We start from the raw sequence: 23,591 nt of genomic DNA on the forward strand, positions 1-23,591 counted from the left end.
ATGGCGCTGAATCTTTTGAAACTGCGAGCCATGGACAACGAAGAGGCTTGGACACGATCACGGATCGGCGCTGGCGTGAGCCTGGCACTGGACGGCCCGTGCTCCGGCACATGGCACATCCGACTGGCGGCGACGCCCCTGGAACATACACCGCTGACAGGCCTGCAAAGCGCCTGTGGGCCGCTGTGGCTCAGCGACGCCCAGGGGCTGCTGGGTCTGCTGTCGCGTTGTCCGCTTGTGCTCGATACCCAAGCTGACCCGGCCGGGCACGCCTGGTATTGGTCATTGTTCAACCGCTATATGAACCCGCACGTGCAGCAATTGCTGGGCCCCATTCAACCACTGTTGCAGCCGATGTCCGTCGAACAGGGCCTCGACTGCGTGTGGCAGGTGCACAGGGATGACGGCAAAAGCGCCATCAGTCAGGCGCGGATGCCGGCCGCCACACTGTTGCGCCTGTTGCAATCGGCAAACTGGCGCAGCACGGCGAACCGGGGCACGGCCATTGGGCTGGATGACGATTTTGCCTTGCATTGGCCTCTGCTGCTGGGCCACTGCCAATTGAACCCTGCTGACCTGGCTTCACTGCGCCCGGGCGACGTACTGCTCGCCGAGCGCGCGCTGTTCAGCCCCGAAGGACGGGGCACGTTGCAAGTCGGCAAGTACCGTCTGCATCTGGCCCTCATCGATGAACAGCCCTGGTGTTTTACCCTCACGGACCTGGAATTCCTGACCATGAATGATGACTTCGCGGCGCCCCTCACCGACCATTCGCCAGACCTCGATAGCCCCGCTGAAACCACCCGGCAGCCTGACCAGCCCGCAACAGCCGGCGAGCGTTTCGACGACCTGCCATTGGCGCTGACGTTGCAGGCCGGCAGCCTGTCCCTGAGCCTTGGGCAACTGCGCAACCTGGCAATCGGTTCGGTGCTCTGTGTCGACGGCTGTGCGCCGGGCCATGCCAGCCTGTATTACGGGCAACGGCCAGTGGCCCAGGGTGAGCTGGTGGACATCGACGGTCGTCTCGGCTTGCAGATCACTCGCCTGGACCTTCCACGATGAACCTGCAGGATGCCGATCCGCTCACGCTTGCACTGTTTCTGGGGGCGCTGTCGCTGGTGCCTTTGCTGATGATGATCTGCACCGCGTTCCTGAAAATCTCCATGGTGCTGCTGATCACCCGAAATGCCATAGGCGTGCAGCAGGCGCCGCCGAACATGGCGCTATATGGCATCGCCCTGGCCGCGACCCTTTTTATCATGGCGCCGGTGTTCAGTGACATGGGCCAGCGTTTCAGGCAACTGCCCGAGCGCATGGACAGCTTCGAGGCCCTGCAAGGTGGCGCCGGGCAGGTGGTGGAGCCGCTGCGACTGTTCATGGCGCGTAACGTCGATCCGGACATCCAGACCCATCTGCTGGAAAACACCCAGCGCATGTGGCCCAAGGAGATGGCCGCGAAAGCCAGTCGCGAAGACCTGCTGCTGACCGTGCCGGCCTTCGTGCTGTCGGAACTGCAGGCGGGCTTCCAGATCGGTTTTCTGATCTACGTGCCCTTCATTGTCATCGACCTGATCGTCTCCAACATCCTGTTGGCCCTTGGCATGCAGATGGTCGCCCCGATGACCATTTCCCTGCCGCTCAAGATCCTGCTGTTCGTGCTGGTGGATGGCTGGACCCGCCTGCTCGATGGGCTGTTCTACAGCTACCTGTGAGGGTTTCATGGACATGACATTGACGCTGTTCAAGCAGGCCATGCTGCTGGTGGTCGTTCTCTCGGCGCCGCCGCTGATCGTCGCGGTGATTGTCGGAATCGTCACTTCACTGTTGCAAGCGGTGATGCAGCTGCAAGACCAGACCCTGCCCTTTGCGATCAAACTGGTGGCGGTCGGTATCGCCCTGGCGCTTACCGGGCGCTGGATCGGTGTGGAGCTGATCCAGTTGGCGAACCTGGCGTTCGGCATGATTGCGCAGACGAGAGCCTGACATGTTCCAGGGTGCCCTCACCGAGGTTTCGCAATCGATCGTCGCCCTGACCCTGGGGATGGCACGACTCTACCCCTGTCTGTTTTTGATTCCGGCGTTCGCCTTCCGGGACATCAAGGGCGCACTGCGTCATGCCATCGTTGTGGCCCTGGCGCTGGTGCCGATGCCCGGCATTCGCGCCAGCATCGATGCCCAGGCACTGGGCTGGCTGGATATCTCAGCGCTGGTGCTCAAGGAAAGTGTGATCGGTCTGCTGCTGGGGTTGTTGATGGCCATGCCTTTCTGGCTGTTCGAGTCGGTCGGTTGCCTCTTCGATAACCAGCGCGGGGCGTTGATTGGCGGCCAGATCAACCCGGCACTGGGGGACAACACCTCGGAACTGGGGCACATGTTCAAGCAGATACTCATCCTGTTGCTGATCCTGGGAGGCGGTTACGCCAGCCTCACCCAGATCATCTGGGACAGCTACCTGATCTGGCCGGCCAGCCATTGGCTGCCGATGCCAGCAAGCGACGGGTTGGAGGTCTACCTGAACCTGGTAGCGAGCATGTTTCGCTTCATGGTGCTGTTCGCCGCACCGCTGGTGGGGCTGTTGCTGCTGATTGAGTTCGGCATGGCCATCTTGAGTCTCTACAGTCCGCAATTGCAGGTCTCGACCCTGGCGATGCCCGCCAAGAGCCTGCTGGGGCTGGGCTTCCTGGTGCTTTACCTGCCGATGTTGTGCTGGCTGGGCAACGGCCAGCTGGCGCAACTGGCTGACCTCAAACACCTGCTGCCGCTGATCTTGCAACCGGCGCGCTGAGCTGGCGCCAGCGCCCATGAGGAACGCTTTCCCGTGAGTGAAAAAACCGAACAACCGACCCAGAAAAAGCTCAATGATGCGCGCAAGAAAGGCCAGGTGGGACAAAGCCAGGATGTGCCCAAACTGCTGATTTTCGCCGCCCTGCTCGAGCTGATCCTGGGCCTGGCCGAAAGCGGTATCGATCGGCTCAAGGCCTTGATTACCTTGCCCTTGACACAACTGGGCCGGCCGTTCGGTGCCGGCAGCGGTGAGGTGTTGAGCAAGGCCGGCTGGGACTTGCTGCTGTTCATGCTGCCCGTGCTGGGGATCGCCGTGGTCATGCGTCTTGCCGGCGGCTGGGTCCAGTTCGGCCCACTGTTCGCCACCGAGGCCTTGAAACCGGACTTCGAACGCCTGAACCCGATCAATCAGTTCAAGCAGATGTTTTCTTCACGCCAGTTGTTCAATCTGCTCAATAGCCTGTGCAAGGCCGTGTTGATCGGCGCCGTGCTCTATTGGGTACTACCGCCTTCGCTGGGCGACCTGATCGGCCTGGCCAACACCGACCTCAACACTTACTGGCACGCCATGATTGACCTGTTCAAGCGGTTGTCGCGCACCTGCCTGGGCATCCTGCTGGTGCTGGCGATCATCGACTTCGCCCTGCAGAAGTATTTTTTCATCAAGGGTCAGCGCATGAGCCATGAGGACATCCGCAAGGAGTTCAAACAGATGGAAGGCGACCCCCATATGAAATCGCATCGCAGATCCCTGGCGCGGGAGCTGACCCAGCAACCGGCCAACAGCGCGCCGAGCAAAGCGCCGGTAGAAGACGCCGATCTGCTGCTGGTCAACCCGACCCACTTCGCCGTGGCGCTGTACTACCGCCCCGATCTCACCCCGCTGCCGCGCATCATCTGCAAGGGCCACGACGCCCAGGCACGCGAAATGATCGAACGTGCCCGGCAAGCCGGCGTGCCGGTGATCCGTTTCGTCTGGCTGGCACGCACCTTGTATCGCAGCGAAGTCGGACGATTCATCCCGCGCGAAACCCTGCAAGCGGTAGCGCAGGTTTATCGCCTGCTGCGTGAACTCGACGAGCGGGTCAATGGCGAAGTGATCGACATGCCCGGCGCGCCTTACTGACCTGCAGCCTTGCGCGACCTGTCAGGGAACCGGTCACGCCGCATTACCACTCAGGGCAAAGGAGTCAATCCTCAACGTCCCGGGTGAGCGTAACGAACTCGCCTTGTCAGCCAGTCACGGAGACAATGCATGCAGACAACTATCAGCCACGCCCCGATCGGTGGAAACCAGGGTAGCGCTGCCATCAACGCAACCACCAGCACCACGGCGGATTTGCAACAACAACCGCAGATCGCGACCCAGCGCCCTTTCCACTCGTTGCGCGGTGTCGGTCGAAGGGCCATGCGTGGCCTGGGACGCCTGATGCAACGAGCCCATGTCCTGCCTCGCCAACGCGCCAGCGCCCAAGCCACAGCGCAAGCCAACCCTGCGCAAGGTTCTGCCAGCACTCCAGCGGCGACGCCGCTCACGCCACGGCAAACAGCCAACATGGCCGCGCAACTGACCCGCGCTGCGGGCACGCGACTGCATGGGGGGGATGACCAGGGCCCGTCACTCGTGGCCCGTGCCAGCGCCGAACAGAAGCCCCATGTGCGTTTGAACGACAAAGGCGAACCGGACTTCAAAGGCTTCGATCCGGCCGCAGCCGGTGAGTTGCTCAACCACGCCCTGGGGCAGAAGGGCCAGACTTACCAGGCCCGATACACCGACCCAAGCGCCGAAAACCACTTTTTGCTCGACCAAAAGGGCCACGTGCTTCACATCAAGCAAAGTGACACCGCCATGGTCGCCTTGCGCAGCAGCCAACTGCAAGGTGCCTCCAAGGGCGATGCCCCCGCTGCTCAGCACCTCATTCATCAAGGGGCGAACGTGGAGGTGGCGGGCGTCGAACCGCGTCAGGCGCCACTGCAAACCCTGGGTGCAGGCCATTTGGGGCACATGACCGGTATCCATGAAGATGCTAGCGGCCAACAACTTCGCCTGCATGAGGACAAACTCTATGAATTCGACAAGGCCAGCGCTTCCTGGGTAGCACCGCCCGGCCACGAGGACATGACGTTCAACCAACTGGCCAGACAGGGCAATGGCAGTTTGTATGCGCGCAAGGATGATCACCTGATCAATCTGACCCCCACCGCTGAACATGAACCTGCAGCCACTGAGGTCCAGGTGCCTGACCTCAAGGCCTTTTCGGTGTCGGCCGATCATCAACTGGCAAGTTTGAGTGGTGAGAACGCGCAAACCTTGCAGATCCGCGACCTGGCGCAGGCCGCTGATAACCCCGTGCAGAATAAAACCCTGAACCTGGACGCGGGCCGCGCCGAAGCCAGACACATCGCTATCGGCCACGATCGGGTCTACATCAGCGACACCGAAGGCCGTCTCTACAGCGCCCGCCGCGAAGACCTGGCGGACGCCGGTCCCGAGCTCAAATTGATGCCGCAAACCCATCCTCAGATCGGCCACGAACATCGGGTCAGCGGTTTCATCAGCGGCGACGACGGCACCCCGCATGTGCTGGTCGAAGACCGCAACGGCCAAACCCACGCCCACGGGCTCGACGAACAAAACGGCGCGCTCAAGGGCGGCTGGAATCTGAGCGATGCCCTGGTACTGGACAACCGTAACGGCCTGCCCGGCAGTCTGGCGCCGCATCCATCCAATGTGTTCAACCTCGATCGCCTGGGCAGCGTCGCGCTCAACGAGCAACGCGTGCAAAGTTGGGACGCCGCCACTCAGGACTGGAAAGACACCGGCATCAAGGACATAGATCGGCTGGCCCGAGGCATCGATAGCCAGGCTTACGTGCTCAAGGACGGCACCCTCAGCAAACTGGACGTCAAACCCCATTACAACCCGGTGGCCGTGGGTGCTGAACACAACCTTCATCAGCCCCCGCGCTCAACCAAAGTGGCCCTGGGTGAGGCGGTTGCCGGCCTCGACAACCGGGTCATCACCGCCTTCGCGATGCTCAATGACAAGCAGTTCGTGGCCCTCGACGCCGCTGATCGCCTGACCGCTCATCACAAGACCGGTGAACCGAGCAACCTGAGCCGCGTCGGCCTGGAGGGTGATATCGCGCATCTGGCCCTGGACGAGCACCACAATCTCTATGCGTCCAATACCAGGGGCGAGCTGTATGCCATGGCCAAGGATGACTGGCAGTCACCGCCGTCGACGTCTTCCGCGCCCCCCACCTGGAAAAAAATTCCCCCCCCACGGCCGGATTCGGTGCAAAGCATTCGCACGGCAGACGATAACAGCCTGCACGTTACGGTCAGGGATGATCCGCAAGCGATGCAACTCAAAGGTCGCACCTGGCAACCGGCGGACCTCAGGACGCCCGAGCACAACGGCTTGAGCGAACTGTTCGACCGGCTCAAGGACGGCGAAGTCACCACACGCAAGCTCGGCAAGCTGGCACGCTTTAGCGTCAACCTGGCCGGACGCAATGGCATCGAGAACAGCAATCGCGCGCCGCTGGGCGAATGGGCTCGTGCACATCTGTTCAAGCCCACCATGGAGACACCCCGGGTACTCAAGAATATCGGCAACCATATCCAGCACCGCCATCATGGCCGGGAAGGCCTGCGCCCGATGTATGAGGTCGAAAACCAGGTGTTCAAACGCCTGGAGCTGCTCAGCGACTCGGCCCGGCCCGCCCCCGCCGTCGGACATGACCTCAAATCGCGGATAGCCAACCTGAACCTGGGGCCACACGGCGGTGAGTTGCTCGGTGCCCTGGAAGATTTTCGCAACGAACTGGAAGACAACAGCCTGCGGGCCACTCGTCATATGGGCAAAGAGCACGGCCAATCGCGCCTGCTGCGCCAAAAGGAAGGTTTGCTCAATATCCACGGCGAGTTATCGCAACCGTCCCGGCGCACGCAACTGAGCATGAAGCTGAGCAACTGGTCCGAGAAAATCAACGTCAGCAGCTCGGGCCATAACCTGATCAAAGAACTTCAATCGGCGCTGACCCACGTGGCCCCTTCGCCCGAAAACCGTACCGGCGAACTGCTCCAGGTGCTGTCCGATAACGGCATGAAACTGTCGCACCAGAAAGCCGACGTGCCACTGGGGCGGCGGCGTGACCGGGGTGACGAACTGGCCCTGACCAAAGCCCGGGTGGCCCTGGACGTGGTCACCCTCAAAGACCTGGGCGAAGTGCTGGACAAGGCTGAACTGCTCGGCCCGAATGCCAGCGAGGGTCAGCTCAAGCAATTGAATGCGCAACTGAGCGAATTGAAGGACAAAACCTACGGTGATCACCTGATCAAACAGGTGACCGACATGGGCTTCACCGACCATGCCAGCCTCGAAGCCACCTACGATGGCATCAAATCGTTCCTCAACGGCTTCAAGAAAGCCGACCATGCCACCAGCGTCAACATGCGCGCCGCCACCGGCAGTACCAGTCAGGCCGAACTGGCCGACAAACTCAAGTCATCGCTCAAGCAACTGGAACACCCTGACGATGAAATCGCCATGCAGCGCGGTTACGGTGGCGCGGCTAGCACCCCCTTCATCCAGATCGCCAACCTGCCGTTCGTGCCCTGGCCCACTGCCTCGGCGGGCGGTACGCGCAACTACAGTCTTAATGCCGAACGCGGTGACAAAGGCGTGACGGTCTACCTGTTGCGCGACGGCGCCGGCAACGCCAGTGGCGGCGTGGGGGGCGGCAAGGGGTTCTGGCCAGGCAACGACAACGCCAGTGCCAACATCGGCAACCAACGCACATTTGTTCCGGCCATTCGCCTGGGTGCGGAGGTCACGGGCGCCGCCACCGCTACCCAGCGCGATGGCGTGGTGTTCACCGTGCCTGACGAGCACATCGATCACTTTGTCGATGACCTGTTCAGCGGCAAGCTCAACCCCATGGACGTGATGAAAAAGGGCATTGAGCATGAAGTCCAGAAGGGCATGCGTTTCAATTTCGACCTCAACGCCAGCGCCACGGCGGAATTGCGTGGTGCCTTCGACCTCAGCGAAAGCGGTAGCACACCGTTGTCGGCTGCCGCCCGTTTTGGCCTGGGCGGCTCGGTGAACGTCAACCTGCTCAACTACATGGACTACTCGCTCACGCAAAAGGGCAACAAGGGTGAGTTGACCGAGGGTGGCCAGAACCGCGTCCGGGCATTCAACAACCTGACCGGTACCGTCCAGGCCCGGGCGCAGATCGCCGGGTCCAACACCCAGCCTTCTTCGGCAGCCCAGGCAGCCATCGCCCCGCTAGGCGGCAGTGCATCGCTGTCAATCGACTCAAAGACCACCAAGCGCGTCAAGTTCAACTTCAAGGAAGCCGAACCGCTGACCACCGCCAACCTGACCAAACTCAGCACCGCCCTGGGCAAGGCGTTCGAGGATCCTGCCACGCAAAAAGAGCTGACCCGCCTGGCAGACGCCAGCCAACCGGAGTACGCCAACGCCAGCGCCAAGGAAAAAATCCAGCTGCATCTGGACGGACTGAAGGCGTACTTCACCGATAAACCGGCGCAGAACGATGAGCAATACCTGGCCCTGCGAGCCCTCACACGAGCCGGTGTGCGGCAACAGACCGCCCACGACAAACACAGCCTGCTGGAAGGGGCGCGCTTCGAAAGCTCCTACACCAACCTGTCCCGGCTCGACGAGCAAGGCGTTGTGAACAAACTCATGAGCCTGGTCAATCCCATGCATTCCCCGAGCAATGCCGAGCGGATATCGGACCTGCTGGACAAGGACCCGACGCTCAAGTCAGTGCTCAAACAAATGCAGAACACCGACGGCACCCTGGGTCGGGTGCGCCTGGAGCTCAAGGATGATGTTCAAGACCGCATCGATCAGGGCAGTCGCGATGGCACGCTATCGCAGAAGGAGCTGGCAGGCCTGTTGGCAGACCGCAACAACATGCGCATCAAGTCCATCGCCGTGTTCCAGAGTGCAACAAAAGCTGACGGATTCACCTCGCCGTTGCCGCTGCTGAGCTACAGCAGCAACGCGTCGCTGGCGGTGAACAAGACCTTGGGCAAGATCAACTTTTCCTACGGCCAAGACCAGGACACGCCCAAAAGCTACTTCCTCGACGGCGAGCTGTCGCGTCCGTCGGCACAGCACAAAAGCGCTGTGGATGCCCTCAAGAACGGTGGACTGCAAATCAAGAGCTAGTACCCCAGTGCCGTGCGCAGTCGCCGCACGGCCACTTTTCGCCTTGAGCCACACCCTGCGGTGTGGCCGTCACACGTTGAGGACATTTCATGCGCCCGGCTTTTTATCCCATTGAAGACTTTCCCATGCTGGCAGAACTGGCCAGTCACTGGTCATCCATGCAAGAAGAAACACTGCACCTGCAAGCCCCGCTACTGGACATCAATCGCACTGAAAAACCCCACGAGCAAGTGGTGGCTGAAGTGCAACAGCACCTGCTACAGGGCGGCGAGTATGGCTGGCTCAAGGGTTGGGGCCAGGACGGTGGCAACCGTGAGTGGGTGCAATACCCATTGATATTCCAGGACCAGCCGATGCCCCAGGCGGAAACCGCCCTGCCCCGCACCCTGGCGTTATTGGGGCAGGTCCAGGGGCTGAAGGTCGCAGCCTTGGCCCGGTTGGAGCCCCATGCCTGGCTCAGCACCCATCGCCACCAGGAGGTGCTGGAAGAAGGGTTGCTGCAGATGCACATCACCCTCAGCGCCGCCCCGGAGCGCAACTATGCCTACCTTAACGTCGCCGGGCTGTTCCACCAGCACAATAGCGGCACCGCCGTCATCTTCGACGGCTCGCAGGATCATTTCGTGATCAACGCCAGCGACGCCGCCCGCGTCATCCTTTACCTTGAGTTCTACCCGGCACGTCTGGACATCAACGCAGGACGCTGACACCAATCGCGAGCAGGCTCGCCCCACAGGTTATCGGCTGGCCTGCTGCCAATCCCTTGTGGGAACGAGCCTGCTCGCGATAGCAATGGATCAGCATGCATGGATGTTGACTACCTGGGAAGCAAACTAGGGATTGGCTTTTCCGACGCCTTCATGGGCCCGCTGACCGCTTCCCTGACGTATGTCGGCATGGACGGATGTGGCGAGGGGATTTATCCCCGCTGGGCTGCGCAGCGGCCCCAGGATTTTGCGGTCGCTGTGCAACCCAGCGGGGATAAATCCCCTCGCCACAGGTTCACTTCATTCCTTCGGGCGAGTGGCGCTTGGATCGATGACCTTGGCACTAATGTCGACCAGCTCCACCCCCCAATCACCATGCAGGTACCAATCTTCCCCGATCATTTCGGCCGGGTGCATGGTTCGATCAGCGCCGTTACCACACGCCAAGGCGCTGGCCGGGCAATAGCGGTCGCAGCCCCAGCATATGCGCTCGGGATGTTTCGGACTGATGGGAAAGGGCTTTGCCATGACGACCCCGTATAACCAATGGGTGTACCCGTACCCTACCGTTTCCGGGCCAAAGCGCCCTTGATTTCAATCAAGAAGGGTCAGCACGGCTGGACCGGCATTCACGGTCGGTTAAATTGCCCTGAAAATTGACAAGAATCATTATTATTCGCAGCAAAGCTTCCTAGACTCGGCCATCCCTTAGTCCTCAGGAAGTCTTCACATGCGTACCCTTGCTCCTCTGTCTCTCGCCCTGCTGTTTCTCACACCGCTGGCCCAGGCCAAGGAATACCCCATTGGCGAACCGCAGATGTGCCCGGGCCTGGAGGTCGGCGCGGTGTACCTGCAACCGATCGAAATGGCCCCGGCCGGCATGATGCGCCCAACCGCCGAGTCTGACGTTCACCTGGAGGCCGATATCCGCGCCACGGCAGACAACCAGCAGGGTTTCCAGGAAGGCAGCTTCGTGCCCTACCTCAACGTGTCATTCCAACTGAAAAAACAGGGAAACGACATCCCGCTCAAGGGCGACTTCCACGCCATGGTCGCCAATGACGGGCCGCACTATGGCGACAACGTCAAGCTGCTCGGTCCCGGCAAATACCAATTGACCTTCACCGTCCTGCCGCCCGGCGGCCATGGCTCCCTCGGCCGTCATACCGACAAGGAAACCGGCGTGGCGCCATGGTTCGAGCGCTGTGAACTGCATTACGAATTCGTCTATGCCGGGATTGGCAAAAAAGGCGGGTATTGAGGATGCGTCGTTCAACGAGCCAAACAGCGCGACAGCTGGCCGGGTGGACGCTGGCCGGCTTGCTGTTGCCTTCAATCGCCCATGCCCAACTGCTGACTTACGAGTTGAGCATGCGCGACGGGCATTTCACTCCGCCGCTGCTGCAAGTGCCGGCCGGGCAGCGCTTCAAGATCGTGCTGAAAAACTTAGGCCAGGGGCCGGCGGAATTCGAGAGCACGCCCCTGCGGGTGGAAAAGGTTCTGTCGCCCGGCGTGACGACTTTTGTCGTCATTCACCCGCTGCGGCCCGGGCACTATCCGTTTTTCGATGAATTCAATCCGCAACTGCCCGAGGGCGGCATCCTCGCCCAGTAGTCGGCGAACAGGAGGTGTTTGCATGACTCAATCGATGTTTATTGTCTGGCGCGAAAGCGTCGAGGCGTTGTTGGTGATCGGGATCCTCCAGGCCTGGGTCAGCCGGCAGTCACAGGCCAGTCGCTTGTTGCAGTTCGTGTGGGCTGGCGTGGCGCTGGGGTTGCTGCTGTCGGGCATTTTGGCCGGCCTGATTCTGGTGGCCGGCGAAGCCATGAGCGGCGCCGCCAATGAATGGTTCCAGGCTGCGTTGGCGCTGGTCGCCAGTCTGCTGATCGTGCAAATGGTCGGTTGGATGCACCGAAACGCCGGGACGCTGAAACAGGATCTGACGCGTCACGCCGACCATCGTTTCAGCCGTCAGGGTGGATGGGGGCTGATGGTGTTGGCGCTGCTGGCCGTCAGCCGCGAAGGCAGTGAAACCGTGGTCTTCCTGTATGGCGCCGGGGCGCGTCTGCAAGGGGCGCCACTGGGCTTGTTCGCAGTGGGCGCGGTGGCCGGCCTGCTGCTGGCGCTGCTGACCATCGCCTTGCTGCACGGCAGTCGACGGTTCATCTCATGGCCGCGCTTCTTTGCCTTCAGCGAAACCATCCTGTTGTTATTGGGAGCGGCACTGCTGGTCAGCGGCATCGAGCGTATCAGCGGCCAGTTGCTCGCGATGGACTGGCCCGAAGTGGTCTATCACGGCATCGGCGACGCGCTCTGGGACAGCAGCGCGATATTGGATGACGGCCATGGCCTGGGCGGTTTCCTGGCGGATTTCACTGGCTATCGAGCCAGTCCCAGTGCCATGACCTTGTTGATGTGGCTCGGTTACTGGCTGATGCTTGCCGTCTGGCTGCGCCCACGCAAAGCGCAAACGCTGCCATGTTCGACGTGAACCTCTGGCTGCAACGCCTGGGTGACGGCATGCGGCGCCACGGCGCAACCATTCGCGCCGTGCAATGGGCGGTGGTGCTGTTCTATGCGGTGCTGCTGGTGGTGCCTGCGCTGTTGCCATTGCCCAGCAGCCAGGCTCGGCTGTTCGACAACCTCACGCTGCTGGCGCAGTTTCTGTTCTGGGGCATCTGGTGGCCGTTTGTGTTGCTGTCGATTGTGCTGTTCGGTCGACTCTGGTGTGGCGTGCTGTGTCCTGAAGGTGCCTTGAGTGAATGGGCCAGCCAGTATGGCAAAGGCCTGGGCGTGCCACGCGGGGTGCGTTGGGCCGGCTGGCCGACCCTGGCGTTCTGCCTGACCACGATCTACGGGCAGTTGATCAGCGTCTATGACTATGCCCAGGCGGCGCTGTTGATCCTGGGAGGCTCGACGGTCGCAGCGGTGATCGTTGGCCTGCTGTTCGCCCGAGGCAAGCGCATATGGTGCCGCTACCTATGTCCAGTCAGCGGCGTCTTCGCCCTGCTCGCCCGCCTGGCACCCGTCCACTTCCGTGTGGACGAACAACGCTGGCTGGAAAACCCCACGCCGCGTCGCCCTCCCCCCAATTGCGCGCCATTGCTGGACATCCGCCGGATGCGCGGTGCCGCCGATTGCCACGCCTGTGGCCGCTGCAGCGGCCAGCGCGATGCGGTGCGCTTGATAGCCCGCTCCAGTAACGAGGAAATCCTTCACTCAACAGCAACCACCCTTTCGCCCTGGGACGCGCGTTTGTTGTTGTTTGGCGTCATTGGCCTGGCCATGGGGGCTTTTCAGTGGACCGTCAGCCCCTGGTTCATTGCCTTGAAACAAAGCCTGGCCCAATGGCTGGTCGCCCACGAGCTGTTCTGGCCGTTACAGGACAACGCCCCCTGGTGGTTGCTGACCCACTATCCGCAGTTCAATGACAGTTTCAGTTGGCTCGATGGCTTTTGCATCGTCGCGTATCTGGGCATGAGTGCCTTGCTGTTGGGCACGTCGCTGCTGCTGTTGATGCGCCTGGCGGCAAGACTCTCGGGCGACGTCGCACAATATTGGCCCTTAGCCATCACCCTGACGCCCCTCGGCGGTGCAGGGTTGTTCCTCGGCCTGTCGGCCACCACCGTCAAACTGCTGCGCTATGAAGGGTTGTTGCTCGAGTGGGTGCAGCCGGCTCGGGCCGCGCTGCTGCTCGCGGCAATCGCCTGGAGCCTGTGGTTAGGTTACAAGCGCCTGGAACATGCATCCCGTTGGCGACTGGCAATGGCCTGCCTGGTATTGGCCAACGGCCTGGTGGGCTATGGCTGGTGGTTGCAGTTCTGGGGTTGGTGATCGCCGCTCCCACATCCGGATGCAACACAAAACCCTGTGGGAGCGAGCCTGCTCGCGATGACGTAAGCACATCCAACATCCATGCAACCCGACCCACCGCTATCGCGAGCAGGCTCGCTCCCACAGGGGATGTGTGTGGATCATTACATCTGACATGGGTTGCCTAAACCTTGAAACGCGCCACCGTCTCATGCAGTGAACCGGCCATCTGCGCGAGGTCCTGGCCGGCGGTATCGGTATGCCGGGCGCCGAGCAATACCTGTTCGGACAAGTTGCGAATACCCACCAGGTTTCGGTCTACCTCCCGGGCTACCAGCGCCTGTTCTTCCGTGGCGCTGGCGATCATCAGGTTGCGTTCGTTGATCTGCGAGATCGAACGGGCGATTTCATCCAGGGCATCGCCGGAGCGCCGGGCCACTTGCAGCGTGGTTTGCACCAGCTCGCTGTTGTTTTGCATGGATGTCACGGCGTGCTCGCTGTCCTGGCGAATGTTGCCGATCATCTCTTCGATTTCCCGGGTCGAATCCTGGGTGCGATGGGCCAGCGCCCGGACTTCGTCGGCCACCACCGCAAAACCACGCCCGGCATCGCCGGCGCGGGCCGCTTCAATAGCGGCGTTCAGGGCCAGCAGATTGGTTTGATCGGCGATGCTGCGGATCACGTCCAGCACCGAACTGATGTGCTCGACCCGTCCAGCCAACTGCTGGATGCGTCCCGAAGAGTCCGTGACCCCCAGCGCCAATGCGCTGATCGAAGCGACGGTCTCCTGGACCTGCTCACGACCACGCTGGGCGGTTTGCTCGGAGACCCGCGAGGCTTCGCTGGTACTCACGGCGTTGCGCGCCACTTCATCCACCGCCGCCGTCATTTGGTTCACGGCCGCCGCGGCCTGTTCGATTTCCTGGCCTTGCAGCTCCAAAGTGCTGTTGGTCTGACTGCTCACCGCGCTCAGCTCTTCGGAGGAACTGGCCACCCGATCCACCGAAGCTGCAATGTGCCGGACCATGCTGTTGAGGCTCTGTTGCATGTCATGCATGTTGCTCATCACACTGTCGTTAGCGCTACCGGCGTCCAATGGCACCTGGATCGTCAAGTCGCCTCGGGCAATCTGGCTCAGCACCCGCGCCGCATCATCGGGCTCGCCGCCCAACGGACGGGTCACGCTGCGGGTCACCAGGACCGCAACGGTACTCACCAGGGCCAGGCAGACCAGCACCAGCGCCAGCATGTTGCGCCGCGCGTCGCTGTAGCGCGCCTGGGCCAGGCGTTCACGTTCGACGAAAAGCTTGCCTTGCATCGCCATCAGTCCTTCCAGGCTTTTGTAGACCTCAAGCTCCGCCGGCATCACGCCTTGCTTGAGTTGCGTCATCGCGTCGTCCGTCGAGCCCTGGCGAATCAACGCCTGCACTTGAACGAACGCGGCCACATACGCCTCACGGTGCTTCTTCAATGCCGCATACGCCGCTTTGCCTTCGGGCTGGTCGAACAACGGCTCCAGCGTGGTAAAGGCCTGGGTAATACGTTGTCGGGTCATGTCGATGGATTGCTGGACCTGCGCGTTGTTCTTGTCGATCAACAGATCCCGGGTGTTCCTGGCGTTATCGCGCACGCCCGTGGCGATCACCATGATCGGCTCGATCTTCGGCCAATCCTGTTTGACGATCTGCACCGCCTGATCGCGCAGCGTGGCCAGGTCGTTCAAGGCGTACAACGCCAGAGCGATCAACGCCAGCGGCGCGATGGCAAAGCCGATCACGATACGGTGGGCAGTGGTGAGTCTGGTCATATCAAATGCTCCCTGTTCAACTACCTGCCGATTGGCAGCGCATTTGAAAACCATAAGAAAAGCCATAAAAAAGAACGGCTCGGCGATCCCGAGCCGCTGTCGGTCGTTCATCCCCGCGGTCGATCAACTGCGCAACACGAATGAAGGAAACAACTCGCGCATGGCGGCCCACAGCTCGGGCTGCAAGGCTTGTGCCGAAACGCTGGAAAGATGGGGGTCGAGCATTCGGGCGGTGCGCACCAGTTGCACGGCGAAACGCGTGACGCCCTGCTCGCTCAAGCGGCGAGCCAGGGTCAGCAAGCGTTCGGGGTCGAACAAATGCCAATGCACGGTGGTCCGGCATTCATAGTCCACGCCGCTTTCCAGCAAATGGTCGAGGCTGCGCCAGTTGGCGGCGCCGCTGCCATGAACCCGAGTCACGTCCAGAGCGTCTTCGGGCAAGGCCTTGATGTCGAAGCCAACCCAGTCGGCTTGCCCGACCACTTTGGCGAAGGCCGCCGGCTTGATGCCGGCGCTGTGCAGGCCAATGCGAAAGCCCATCTGCCGCACCTCGTCCATGGCCGAGGCCAGGCCGTCCTGTAAGGTCGGCTCGCCGCCGCTGAACACCACGGCGTCCAGCAGATTCTGGCGACGTTGCAGGAACGCCAACACCCGACACCAATCCACTTCTTCGCTGCCGCGCGGCGGGATCAGTTGCGGGTTGTGGCAATAACGGCAACGCCAGGCGCAACCCTGGCAAAACAGTACGCAAGCCAATTGGCCCGGATAATCAAGGGTGGTCAGGGGCACCAGGCCCCCGACCCGTAGCACTCGACTCATGGACGCCCGGCCGCGCTTTCAGTGAAATGCACCCGTTCGCGGTGCTCGGACTGCTTGCCTGGATTGAAGGCCGCCACCGGGCGGTGGTAGCCCATCACGCGGGTCCAGACTTCGCAACGTTGACGTTGGGCTTGTGGAAGGCTCTGCGATGCATTCATGGGTGAAGCTCCTTGCGGTCGATGGATCGGATCAGTGAACGCTGCCTGCCAACTGCTGTTGCAGTAGCAAGGCCTCGTCGCATTTGGGGCAAAACTCGTGCTCGCCAGCCAGGTAGCCGTGCACCGGGCAGATGGAAAAGGTCGGCGTGATGGTCAGGTACGGCAGGCGGAAACGTCCCAGGGCCTTGCGCACCAGCTGCTTGCAGGCCTGTGTGGAGGAGATCTGCTCGGCCATGTACAGGTGCAGCACGGTGCCGCCGGTGTATTTGCATTGCAGTTCGTCTTGCAGTTCCAGGGCTTCGAACGGGTCGTCGGTGAAGCCCACCGGCAATTGCGACGAGTTGGTGTAATACGGTGCGATCGGACTGCCGGCCTGCAAGATATCGGGATAGCGCTTGAGGTCTTCTTTGGCGAAACGGTAGGTGGTGCCTTCGGCGGGCGTGGCTTCCAGGTTGTAGAGGTGGCCGGTTTCTTCCTGGAAACGCAGCAGCGTGGCACGCACATGATCCAGCAGTTTCAGTGCGAATGCCCGGCCTTGCTCGGTATGCAGGCCTTGCTGGTCATCGGTGAAATTGCGCAGCATTTCGTGCAGGCCGTTCACGCCGATGGTGGAGAAGTGATTGCGCAGCGTGCCCAGGTAGCGTTTGGTGTACGGGTACAGCCCGGCGTCCATGTGGTGCTGGATGACCTTGCGCTTGACCTCCAGGCTCTCCTTCGCCAGTTCCATCAGCGTATCGATGCGTTGCAGCAGCGCGCTGGTGTCGCCTTTGTACAGGTAACCCAGACGCGCGCAGTTGATCGTCACCACACCCAGTGAGCCGGTCTGTTCCGCCGAGCCGAACAGGCCTCCTCCGCGCTTGAGCAACTCGCGCACATCCAGTTGCAGGCGGCAGCACATCGAGCGCACCTGGTTGGGTTGCATGTCCGAGTTGAGGAAGTTCTGGAAATACGGCAGGCCATAACGGGCGGTCATTTCGAACAGCCGGTCGGCGTTCTCGCTGTCCCACGGGAAATCATGGGTGATGTTGTAGGTCGGGATCGGGAAGGTGAATACCCGCCCTTTCGCATCACCGGCCTGCATCACCTCAATGTAGGCGCGGTTGATCAGTTCCATTTCTTCTTGCAGGTCGCCATAGGCGAACGGCATCTCTTCGCCGCCGATCACCGGGATCTGTTCGCGCAGATCCTCTGGGCAGACCCAATCGAACGTGAGGTTGGTGAACGGGGTTTGTGTCCCCCAGCGCGACGGAACGTTGAGGTTGTAGATAAACTCCTGCAACGACTGGCGCACCTCGCCATAGCTGAGCTTGTCCTTGCGCAGATAGGGCGCCAGGTAAGTGTCGAACGAGCTGAACGCCTGGGCGCCGGCCCATTCGTTTTGCAGGGTGCCGAGGAAATTCACCATCTGCCCCAGGGCGCTGCTCAAATGCTTGGGCGGCCCGGCCTCGACCCGACCCGGTACGCCGTTGAGGCCTTCGTGCAACAGCGTACGCAAGGACCAGCCGGCACAGTAGCCGGCGAGCATGTCCAGGTCATGGACATGCAGATCGGCCTCGCGGTGTGCCTGGCCGATGGCCTGGCTGTAGACCTCGTCAAGCCAATAGTTGGCGGTGACCTTGCCCGACACATTGAGGATCAGCCCGCCGAGGGAATAACCCTGGTTGGCGTTGGCCTGCACGCGCCAGTCTTCGCGGTCCAGGTATTCGTTCATCGAAGTGGCGACTTCGACCAGGGTGCGACGGTCGCGGCGCAGGCGTCCATGTTGCTCGCGATAGACGATATAGGCACGCATGGCCAGAAAGAAACCGGCGTCCATCAGCACCCGCTCGACACGATCCTGGATCTGCTCGACGTTCAAGCGCGTTTGCCCTTCCAGTCGAGCCAGCACTGCCTTCAGCAACTCCTCGGCCTCGGCCTCGGCGTATTCGCCTGTGGCCTTGCCGGCGGCGATCAGCGCCTGGCGGATCTTGTCCGCGTCGAAGGCAACCACACTGCCGTCGCGCTTGTGCAAGCGGTTACACTCCACTGTGATCAACGTGCTCTGCATTTTGGCTCCAGACACTACATATAGATAATTAATAAGCTATAAACACAATATGCAGTGGAGATTACGGCCAAACGATCGAGTTGCAATTGACCGATATCAAGAATCGAGGGTCGGTCAGCAGGCATTGAGGTTGACCTTGCTGTCGTCATCGCGAGCAGGCTCGCTCTCACATTGGTTTCAGGCGACTGCAATTTCTGCGTACACCTTAAATCCCCTGTGGGAGCGAGCCTGCTCGCGATGGCGGCGGTACATTCAATATGTTCGGTGCAGCTCACCCACCACTCATATTCATGAACCGCACAATCTGCACTTCCCCGCCCGGGTTGAAGTCATGGCGCAAAGGTTTCCCGCGCAAGGCCTGTTGCACAGCCTGGATCACCGGTTGATCGTCCAGCGGATAGCGCCGCAGCAAGCTGCGCAGGTCCAGCGAGTCCTCCTGTCCCAGGCACAGCAGCAACCGTCCTTCAACGGTCATACGCACCCGATTGCAACTGGCGCAAAAGTTATGGGTATTGGGGGAAATAAAACCGATTCGGGTCTGCGCATGCTGCTCCAGGCGCACATAACGCGCCGGGCCGCCGCTGTTTTCAGTGCTGTCGAGCAGCCGGTGATGGCCGGCAATGACCGCCCGGACCTCATCGCTGGAACAGAACGACTCACCACGGGAGCGCCCGACTTCACCCAGGGGCATTTCCTCGATGAAGCTGATGTCGATGCGTTGCTCGATGGCGTACTGCACCAGCGCCGGGACTTCATCGAAGTTGCGCCCTTTCATCACCACGCAGTTGAGCTTGATCCGCTCGAACCCCGCGGCCTTCGCCGCCTCAATGCCCGCCAGCACCTGATCCAGGTCACCGTTGCGGGTGATCGCCCGAAAGCGCTCGCCATCCAGACTGTCCAGGCTGATGTTCATGCGCTTGACCCCGGCTTCGACCAGCGGTCGGGCCAGTCGCCCCAGTTGCGAACCGTTACTGGTCATCACCAGTTCCCGCAGGCCGGGCAACGCCGCGATGTCGCGACACAACCCGACGATGCCCGGACGGATCAGCGGTTCGCCACCAGTCAGGCGGATTTTCTTGACCCCCAGGCCCACGAACAGCCGCGCCAAGCGGTGCAGTTCCTCCAGGGTCAACACTTGCTGACGCGGCAGGAAGGTCATGTTTTTCGCCATGCAATACACACAGCGAAAATCACAACGATCGGTCACCGACATCCGCAGATAATCGATCTGGCGCCCAAATCCGTCCTGCAACACGGCGTTCATGTCTGTCCCCTGATTGAGCCGGTGCTCACTGCACCAGCGGCGAGTCGGCGCCCTGAAGATGAATGCCGCGAATGTCCGCCGCACCGATCAGGGTTTGCAGGTACTGCACCAGCGCCTTCTGCCACACGCCTTGTTGCAGTTGGGTGCGAATCGCCGTCGCCACCGCCTCATAAGGCAACGGTTGGCCTTCGACACGCTGATCGATGCTGATCACATGCCAGCCGTAGCGACTTTCCAGCGGTTTGCCCACCAGGCCGGCCGGCAAGGCAAACAACTGGCGCTCCAGTTCGGGCACGGTCTGGCCCTTGCTGATCTGCCCCAGCGAACCGCCCTGCGCCTTGGACGGGCAGGCCGAGTGATTCAGCGCCAGCTCGGCAAAGCTGCCGGGGAACTCGTCCAGGCGTTGCAGCAGGCTTTCGGCCTGGCCGTGAGCCTGGTCGCGCGCTTCGGCGTCGTCCGGTGCGCACTCGAGCAGGATGTGCCGCACCGCCAGCAACGGTGCGCTGTGAAAGCGCGCCCGATTGCTTTCGTAGTAGCGCAGACAGGTCGCCTCATCACATTGCGGCACCTGCACCTCACGTTCGAGCAACAGCCGCGTGGCCGCCTCCTCTTCGTTTTCACCGGCGCCCACCTGCAACGCCAGCCCCAGCTCGGCAATGCGTTGCTGGAGCAATTCCCGGATCACCAACGCCCGTGCAGCCTGGTAGACCGCATCCTCGCGGCTTTCAGCCGGGTGATATTGCAGCTCCTGGGCCATCGCCTGCGGGGTGATCGACATCCCGTTGACGCTGATGATCGGCCACTCCTGCTCACTGCTGGCGATCAATTGCGCCGGGGCATCATCGCCCGCTGCCGGCCCGGCCTGGGCCGGTTCGAACTGCACCGCCCCGGTCGGTTCGACCTCATCGATCGACGCCATCACCGGTGCCGCTTTTGCCGAAGAACCACAACCGCCGCTGCCGCCACCACTGCCACCACATCCGCATCCACTCGCCATGATCTTCTCCTCAAAACTTCTGCCGAACGATTTGATAACGACGTCCCAGGTACCAGACCGGCGCACTGACGATGTGTACCAGACGGGTGAACGGGAACAGCACGAACAGGGTCAGGCCCAGCACCACATGAAGCTTGTAGACCAAGCCCACTGGCGCAATGGCCGCGGCCGCCTCAACCGGACGCAACAGCACAGTGTTCTGTGCCCAGTCGGCCAGCATCACCATCACCGAGCCGTCCATATGGGCGGTCGACGCCACAATGGTCATCAAGCCCAGCACCAGTTGCACCAGCAGCACCACCAACACCAGGATGTCCGAGGTACTGGACGTGGCACGCACCCGCGGGTCAGTCAGCCGCCGGTTGAGCAGCATCACCAGGCCGATCAGGCCCAGCACACCGAAGAAACCGCCGGACACCATCGCCAGCAACTGCTTGTTCTCAGTGCTCAATACATGGTGGTAGATCGCCGAGGGTGTCAGCAGGCCGACAAAGTGCCCAGCCAGCACGAACAGCACACCGACGTGGAACAGGTTGCTCGCCACACGCATGCCACGGTTGCTCAGCATCTGGCTGGAACCGGCCTTCCAGGTGTACTGGGACAGGTCGAACCGCGCCCAACTGCCGATCAGGCAAATCGCCAAGGCGACATAGGGGTAGACCCCGAACATCAACAGATCCCATTTAGACATTACCCACCTCCCCGGCTGGCGCTGCGGCCAGGCCTTCATGCTGAAAATCCACCCAGTGCAACGGCACCGCACTTTCGTCCCGCGCCTTGCCTGGCCCGCTGGGCAGTGAACTGCAACGGTCCTGCTGTTCGGCCTGCATGAAATCCACCGCTTCTTCTTCCCAGATCTTGTCCAGGGCCTCGAGGGAGTCATCCCGTGGCTCGGCCTTTACCTGCTCGCGCAACCCGGCCACCGCCACCTGGGGTTCGGCCCCGGCGATTTGCAGCAAGGCCCTGAAGCAACTGGCGTAGGCGCTTTCCCGCTCTTCCAGGCGTGCAGCGAGCAAGGCCAACAGGTGTTCCACGTCAGCCAGGCCCTCGCGAGCCTCGACGTCTTCGCGGGTGGAGAGAAACTCCAGGTACAGCGGGATGTAATCGGGCAGTTCCTTCACGCCGATGGCAAAACCGGCCTCTTCGTACTGGGCCATCATGTCCACCATGGCCTGGCCCCGATCGCGGGATTCGCCATGGACGTGTTCGAACAACAGCAGCGACAGCGAGCGCCCACGGCCGAACAGCGCACCGTAGTGCTCCTGGCCGTCCATCAGGTCCTTGCCGCAGATCAGTTCGAGCAGTTCGAACAGCGCGGCGCGCTGTTGCGGACTGATTTCCCGTGCCTGGAGGATGGCCTGTTCCAGCTCGTCACGTCCTTGCACCAGGGTCTCGGTCGGATAATCGAGCAGCAACGAAATTACCTTGAGAATGCGCATGTTCATTCCTCCCACAACTGCACGGTTTTGATCACGTCGCGGCGATTGGCTTTTTTGCCGCCGAACATGTTGGTGTCGGAACTGCCACTGCAACCGCTGCCGAAACTGAAACCACAACCGGAGCGTTCGGCGAACGCGTCGCTCATGGCGTCTTCGCGGTGGGCGCTTGGCACGACGAAACGGTCTTCGTAGTTGGCGATGGCCAGGTAGCGGTACATCTCTTCCACCTGGTTCACGCTCAGGCCGACATCGGCCAGCACCTGCAGGTCCTGCACGCCGTCCACCTGTTCGGAACGCTTGTAGGCACGCATCGCCAGCAGGCGCTTGAGGGCGCGCTTGACCGGCTTTTCATCGCCAGCGGTGAGCATGTTGGCCAGGTAGCGCAGCGGGATGCGCAGGCTGTCGACGTCCGGGATCACCCCGTTCATGCCCACAGTGCCGGCCGCCGCAGCGTTCTGGATCGGCGACAGTGGCGGCACGTACCAAACCATGGGCAAGGTGCGGTATTCAGGGTGCAACGGCAGCGCGAGTTTCCAGTCCACGGCCATTTTGTAGACCGGCGAGCGTTGCGCCGAGTCGATCACCGACTGCGGCACGCCGTCGGCCAGGGCCTGGCGAATCACCGCCGGGTCGTTCGGGTCAAGGAAGATCTCCAGTTGCTTCTCATACAGGTCGTGCTCGTTGGCGGTGCTCGCCACTTCACTGATGCGGTCGGCGTCATACAGCAACACACCCAGGTAGCGAATGCGCCCTACGCAGGTTTCAGCGCAAACGGTCGGCATCCCGGCTTCGATGCGCGGGTAGCAGAAAATGCATTTTTCCGATTTGCCGCTCTTCCAGTTGAAATAGATTTTCTTGTACGGGCAGCCGCTGATGCACATGCGCCAGCCCCGGCATTTCTCCTGGTCGATCAGGACGATGCCGTCCTCCTCGCGCTTGTAGATCGCCCCGCTCGGGCAGGACGCCGCGCACGCCGGGTTCAGGCAGTGCTCGCACAAACGCGGCAGGTACATCATGAAAGTGTTTTCGTATTCGCCGTAGATGTCCGCCTGGATCTGGTCGAAGTTCTTGTCCTTGCGCCGCTTGGCGAACTCGGTGCCGAGGATTTCCTCCCAGTTCGGGCCCCATTCGATTTTCTCCATGCGCTTGCCAGACACCAGCGAGCGCGGCCGTGCGGTGGGCTGATGCTCGCCCAGCGGCGCGGTGTGCAGGTGCTGGTAGTCGAAGTCGAACGGTTCGTAGTAATCGTCCAGGCTCGGCAGGTCCGGGTTGGCGAAGATGTTCGCCAGCACGCGGAACTTGCCGCCGATGCGCGGGTTGATCGAACCGTCGGCGTTGCGGATCCAGCCGCCCTTCCACTTGTCCTGGTTTTCCCATTCCTTGGGGTAGCCGATGCCAGGCTTGGATTCAACGTTGTTGAACCAGGCGTATTCCATGCCTTCACGGCTGGTCCAGACGTTCTTGCAGGTGATCGAGCAGGTGTGGCAGCCGATGCATTTGTCCAGGTTCAGGACCATGCCGATTTGTGAGCGAATTTTCATC

The 23,591-nt window shown here is 61.6% G+C and carries 21 protein-coding genes; 11 read left to right on the plus strand and 10 right to left on the minus strand.

What is annotated here, in order from left to right; genetic code table 11:
- The 7 genes from BM132_RS04765 to BM132_RS04795 all read left to right on the plus strand — a co-directional run bounded on the left by BM132_RS04765 (position 1) and on the right by BM132_RS04795 (position 9,705).
- On the plus strand, positions 1 to 1,062 hold the full coding sequence (locus BM132_RS04765) for a FliM/FliN family flagellar motor switch protein (protein ID WP_092453659.1): 1,062 nt from the start codon (positions 1 to 3) through the stop codon (positions 1,060 to 1,062).
- Complete coding sequence (sctR, locus tag BM132_RS04770; protein ID WP_092453661.1) at positions 1,059 to 1,712, plus strand: type III secretion system export apparatus subunit SctR; 654 nt, start codon at positions 1,059 to 1,061, stop codon at positions 1,710 to 1,712. Before BM132_RS04765 ends, sctR begins: the two co-directional genes overlap by 4 nt.
- A gap of 13 nt (positions 1,713 to 1,725) precedes the next feature.
- Positions 1,726 to 1,983, plus strand: coding sequence for a type III secretion system export apparatus subunit SctS (gene sctS, locus BM132_RS04775; protein WP_371264104.1), 258 nt, complete (start codon positions 1,726 to 1,728; stop codon positions 1,981 to 1,983).
- A 1-nt stretch (position 1,984) separates the two neighbouring features.
- Positions 1,985 to 2,785: a type III secretion system export apparatus subunit SctT gene (gene sctT / locus BM132_RS04780; protein ID WP_092453665.1), complete on the plus strand. Its 801-nt coding sequence runs from the start codon at positions 1,985 to 1,987 to the stop codon at positions 2,783 to 2,785.
- A gap of 33 nt (positions 2,786 to 2,818) precedes the next feature.
- Positions 2,819 to 3,910, plus strand: coding sequence for a type III secretion system export apparatus subunit SctU (sctU, locus tag BM132_RS04785; RefSeq protein WP_092453667.1), 1,092 nt, complete (start codon positions 2,819 to 2,821; stop codon positions 3,908 to 3,910).
- 129 nt (positions 3,911 to 4,039) lie between these two features.
- Entirely contained in the window at positions 4,040 to 8,998 is a 4,959-nt protein-coding gene (locus BM132_RS04790; protein WP_092453669.1) for an AvrE-family type 3 secretion system effector, read from the plus strand.
- A gap of 89 nt (positions 8,999 to 9,087) precedes the next feature.
- A complete protein-coding gene (locus BM132_RS04795) occupies positions 9,088 to 9,705 on the plus strand; it encodes an aspartyl/asparaginyl beta-hydroxylase domain-containing protein (protein ID WP_092453671.1) in 618 nt (205 codons plus the stop codon).
- 300 nt (positions 9,706 to 10,005) lie between these two features.
- Here the strand turns inward: BM132_RS04795 and BM132_RS04800 are convergent, their stop codons facing one another.
- Positions 10,006 to 10,233, minus strand: coding sequence for a DUF3079 domain-containing protein (locus tag BM132_RS04800; protein WP_092398604.1), 228 nt, complete (start codon positions 10,231 to 10,233; stop codon positions 10,006 to 10,008).
- A 202-nt stretch (positions 10,234 to 10,435) separates the two neighbouring features.
- On the opposite strand from BM132_RS04800, the gene BM132_RS04805 reads away from it, so the two are divergent.
- From BM132_RS04805 to BM132_RS04820, 4 genes are read left to right on the plus strand one after another with little or no spacing between them, the layout of a single operon-like run.
- A complete protein-coding gene (locus BM132_RS04805) occupies positions 10,436 to 10,966 on the plus strand; it encodes an iron transporter (protein ID WP_092453673.1) in 531 nt (176 codons plus the stop codon).
- 2 nt (positions 10,967 to 10,968) lie between these two features.
- Entirely contained in the window at positions 10,969 to 11,319 is a 351-nt protein-coding gene (locus BM132_RS04810; protein WP_092453676.1) for a cupredoxin domain-containing protein, read from the plus strand.
- Positions 11,320 to 11,341: 22 nt separating this feature from the next.
- Positions 11,342 to 12,196 (plus strand): FTR1 family iron permease, encoded by an 855-nt coding sequence (locus BM132_RS04815; RefSeq protein ID WP_092453678.1) that lies wholly within the window; start codon positions 11,342 to 11,344, stop codon positions 12,194 to 12,196.
- Positions 12,184 to 13,539 (plus strand): 4Fe-4S binding protein, encoded by a 1,356-nt coding sequence (locus tag BM132_RS04820; RefSeq protein ID WP_092453680.1) that lies wholly within the window; start codon positions 12,184 to 12,186, stop codon positions 13,537 to 13,539. Before BM132_RS04815 ends, BM132_RS04820 begins: the two co-directional genes overlap by 13 nt.
- 163 nt (positions 13,540 to 13,702) lie before the next feature.
- On the opposite strand, the gene BM132_RS04825 is transcribed toward BM132_RS04820, so the two are convergent.
- The 9 genes from BM132_RS04825 to narH all read right to left on the minus strand — a co-directional run bounded on the left by BM132_RS04825 (position 13,703) and on the right by narH (position 23,590).
- Complete coding sequence (locus BM132_RS04825) at positions 13,703 to 15,325, minus strand: methyl-accepting chemotaxis protein (RefSeq protein ID WP_092453682.1); 1,623 nt, start codon at positions 15,323 to 15,325, stop codon at positions 13,703 to 13,705.
- Between the two features lie 123 nt (positions 15,326 to 15,448).
- Complete coding sequence (locus BM132_RS04830; RefSeq protein WP_092398396.1) at positions 15,449 to 16,144, minus strand: anaerobic ribonucleoside-triphosphate reductase activating protein; 696 nt, start codon at positions 16,142 to 16,144, stop codon at positions 15,449 to 15,451.
- Positions 16,141 to 16,302, minus strand: a complete 162-nt coding sequence (gene nrdD / locus BM132_RS04835) for an anaerobic ribonucleoside-triphosphate reductase (protein WP_003182303.1) — start codon at positions 16,300 to 16,302, stop codon at positions 16,141 to 16,143. Before nrdD ends, BM132_RS04830 begins: the two co-directional genes overlap by 4 nt.
- Positions 16,303 to 16,333: 31 nt before the next feature.
- Entirely contained in the window at positions 16,334 to 18,349 is a 2,016-nt protein-coding gene (locus tag BM132_RS04840) for a ribonucleoside triphosphate reductase (RefSeq protein WP_092453684.1), read from the minus strand.
- 271 nt (positions 18,350 to 18,620) lie between these two features.
- Positions 18,621 to 19,613: a GTP 3',8-cyclase MoaA gene (gene moaA, locus BM132_RS04845; RefSeq protein ID WP_092398400.1), complete on the minus strand. Its 993-nt coding sequence runs from the start codon at positions 19,611 to 19,613 to the stop codon at positions 18,621 to 18,623.
- A 25-nt stretch (positions 19,614 to 19,638) separates the two neighbouring features.
- The gene (locus tag BM132_RS04850) at positions 19,639 to 20,610 is read right to left on the minus strand and encodes a peptidylprolyl isomerase (RefSeq protein ID WP_092453686.1); all 972 of its coding nucleotides are present in this window, start codon (positions 20,608 to 20,610) and stop codon (positions 19,639 to 19,641) included.
- A 10-nt stretch (positions 20,611 to 20,620) separates the two neighbouring features.
- Positions 20,621 to 21,301, minus strand: coding sequence for a respiratory nitrate reductase subunit gamma (narI, locus tag BM132_RS04855; RefSeq protein WP_092398404.1), 681 nt, complete (start codon positions 21,299 to 21,301; stop codon positions 20,621 to 20,623).
- Positions 21,294 to 22,049, minus strand: a complete 756-nt coding sequence (gene narJ, locus BM132_RS04860) for a nitrate reductase molybdenum cofactor assembly chaperone (RefSeq protein ID WP_092398406.1) — start codon at positions 22,047 to 22,049, stop codon at positions 21,294 to 21,296. Before narJ ends, narI begins: the two co-directional genes overlap by 8 nt.
- A 2-nt stretch (positions 22,050 to 22,051) precedes the next feature.
- Positions 22,052 to 23,590 carry a nitrate reductase subunit beta gene (gene narH / locus BM132_RS04865; RefSeq protein ID WP_092398408.1) on the minus strand — a complete coding sequence of 513 codons (1,539 nt, stop codon included), beginning with the start codon at positions 23,588 to 23,590 and terminating at the stop codon, positions 22,052 to 22,054.
- Between the last annotated feature and the right edge of the window lies 1 nt (position 23,591).

The organism is Pseudomonas sp. NFACC45 (assembly GCF_900113505.1).
In the GTDB taxonomy this organism is placed as follows: Bacteria; Pseudomonadota; Gammaproteobacteria; order Pseudomonadales; family Pseudomonadaceae; genus Aquipseudomonas; species Aquipseudomonas tehranensis.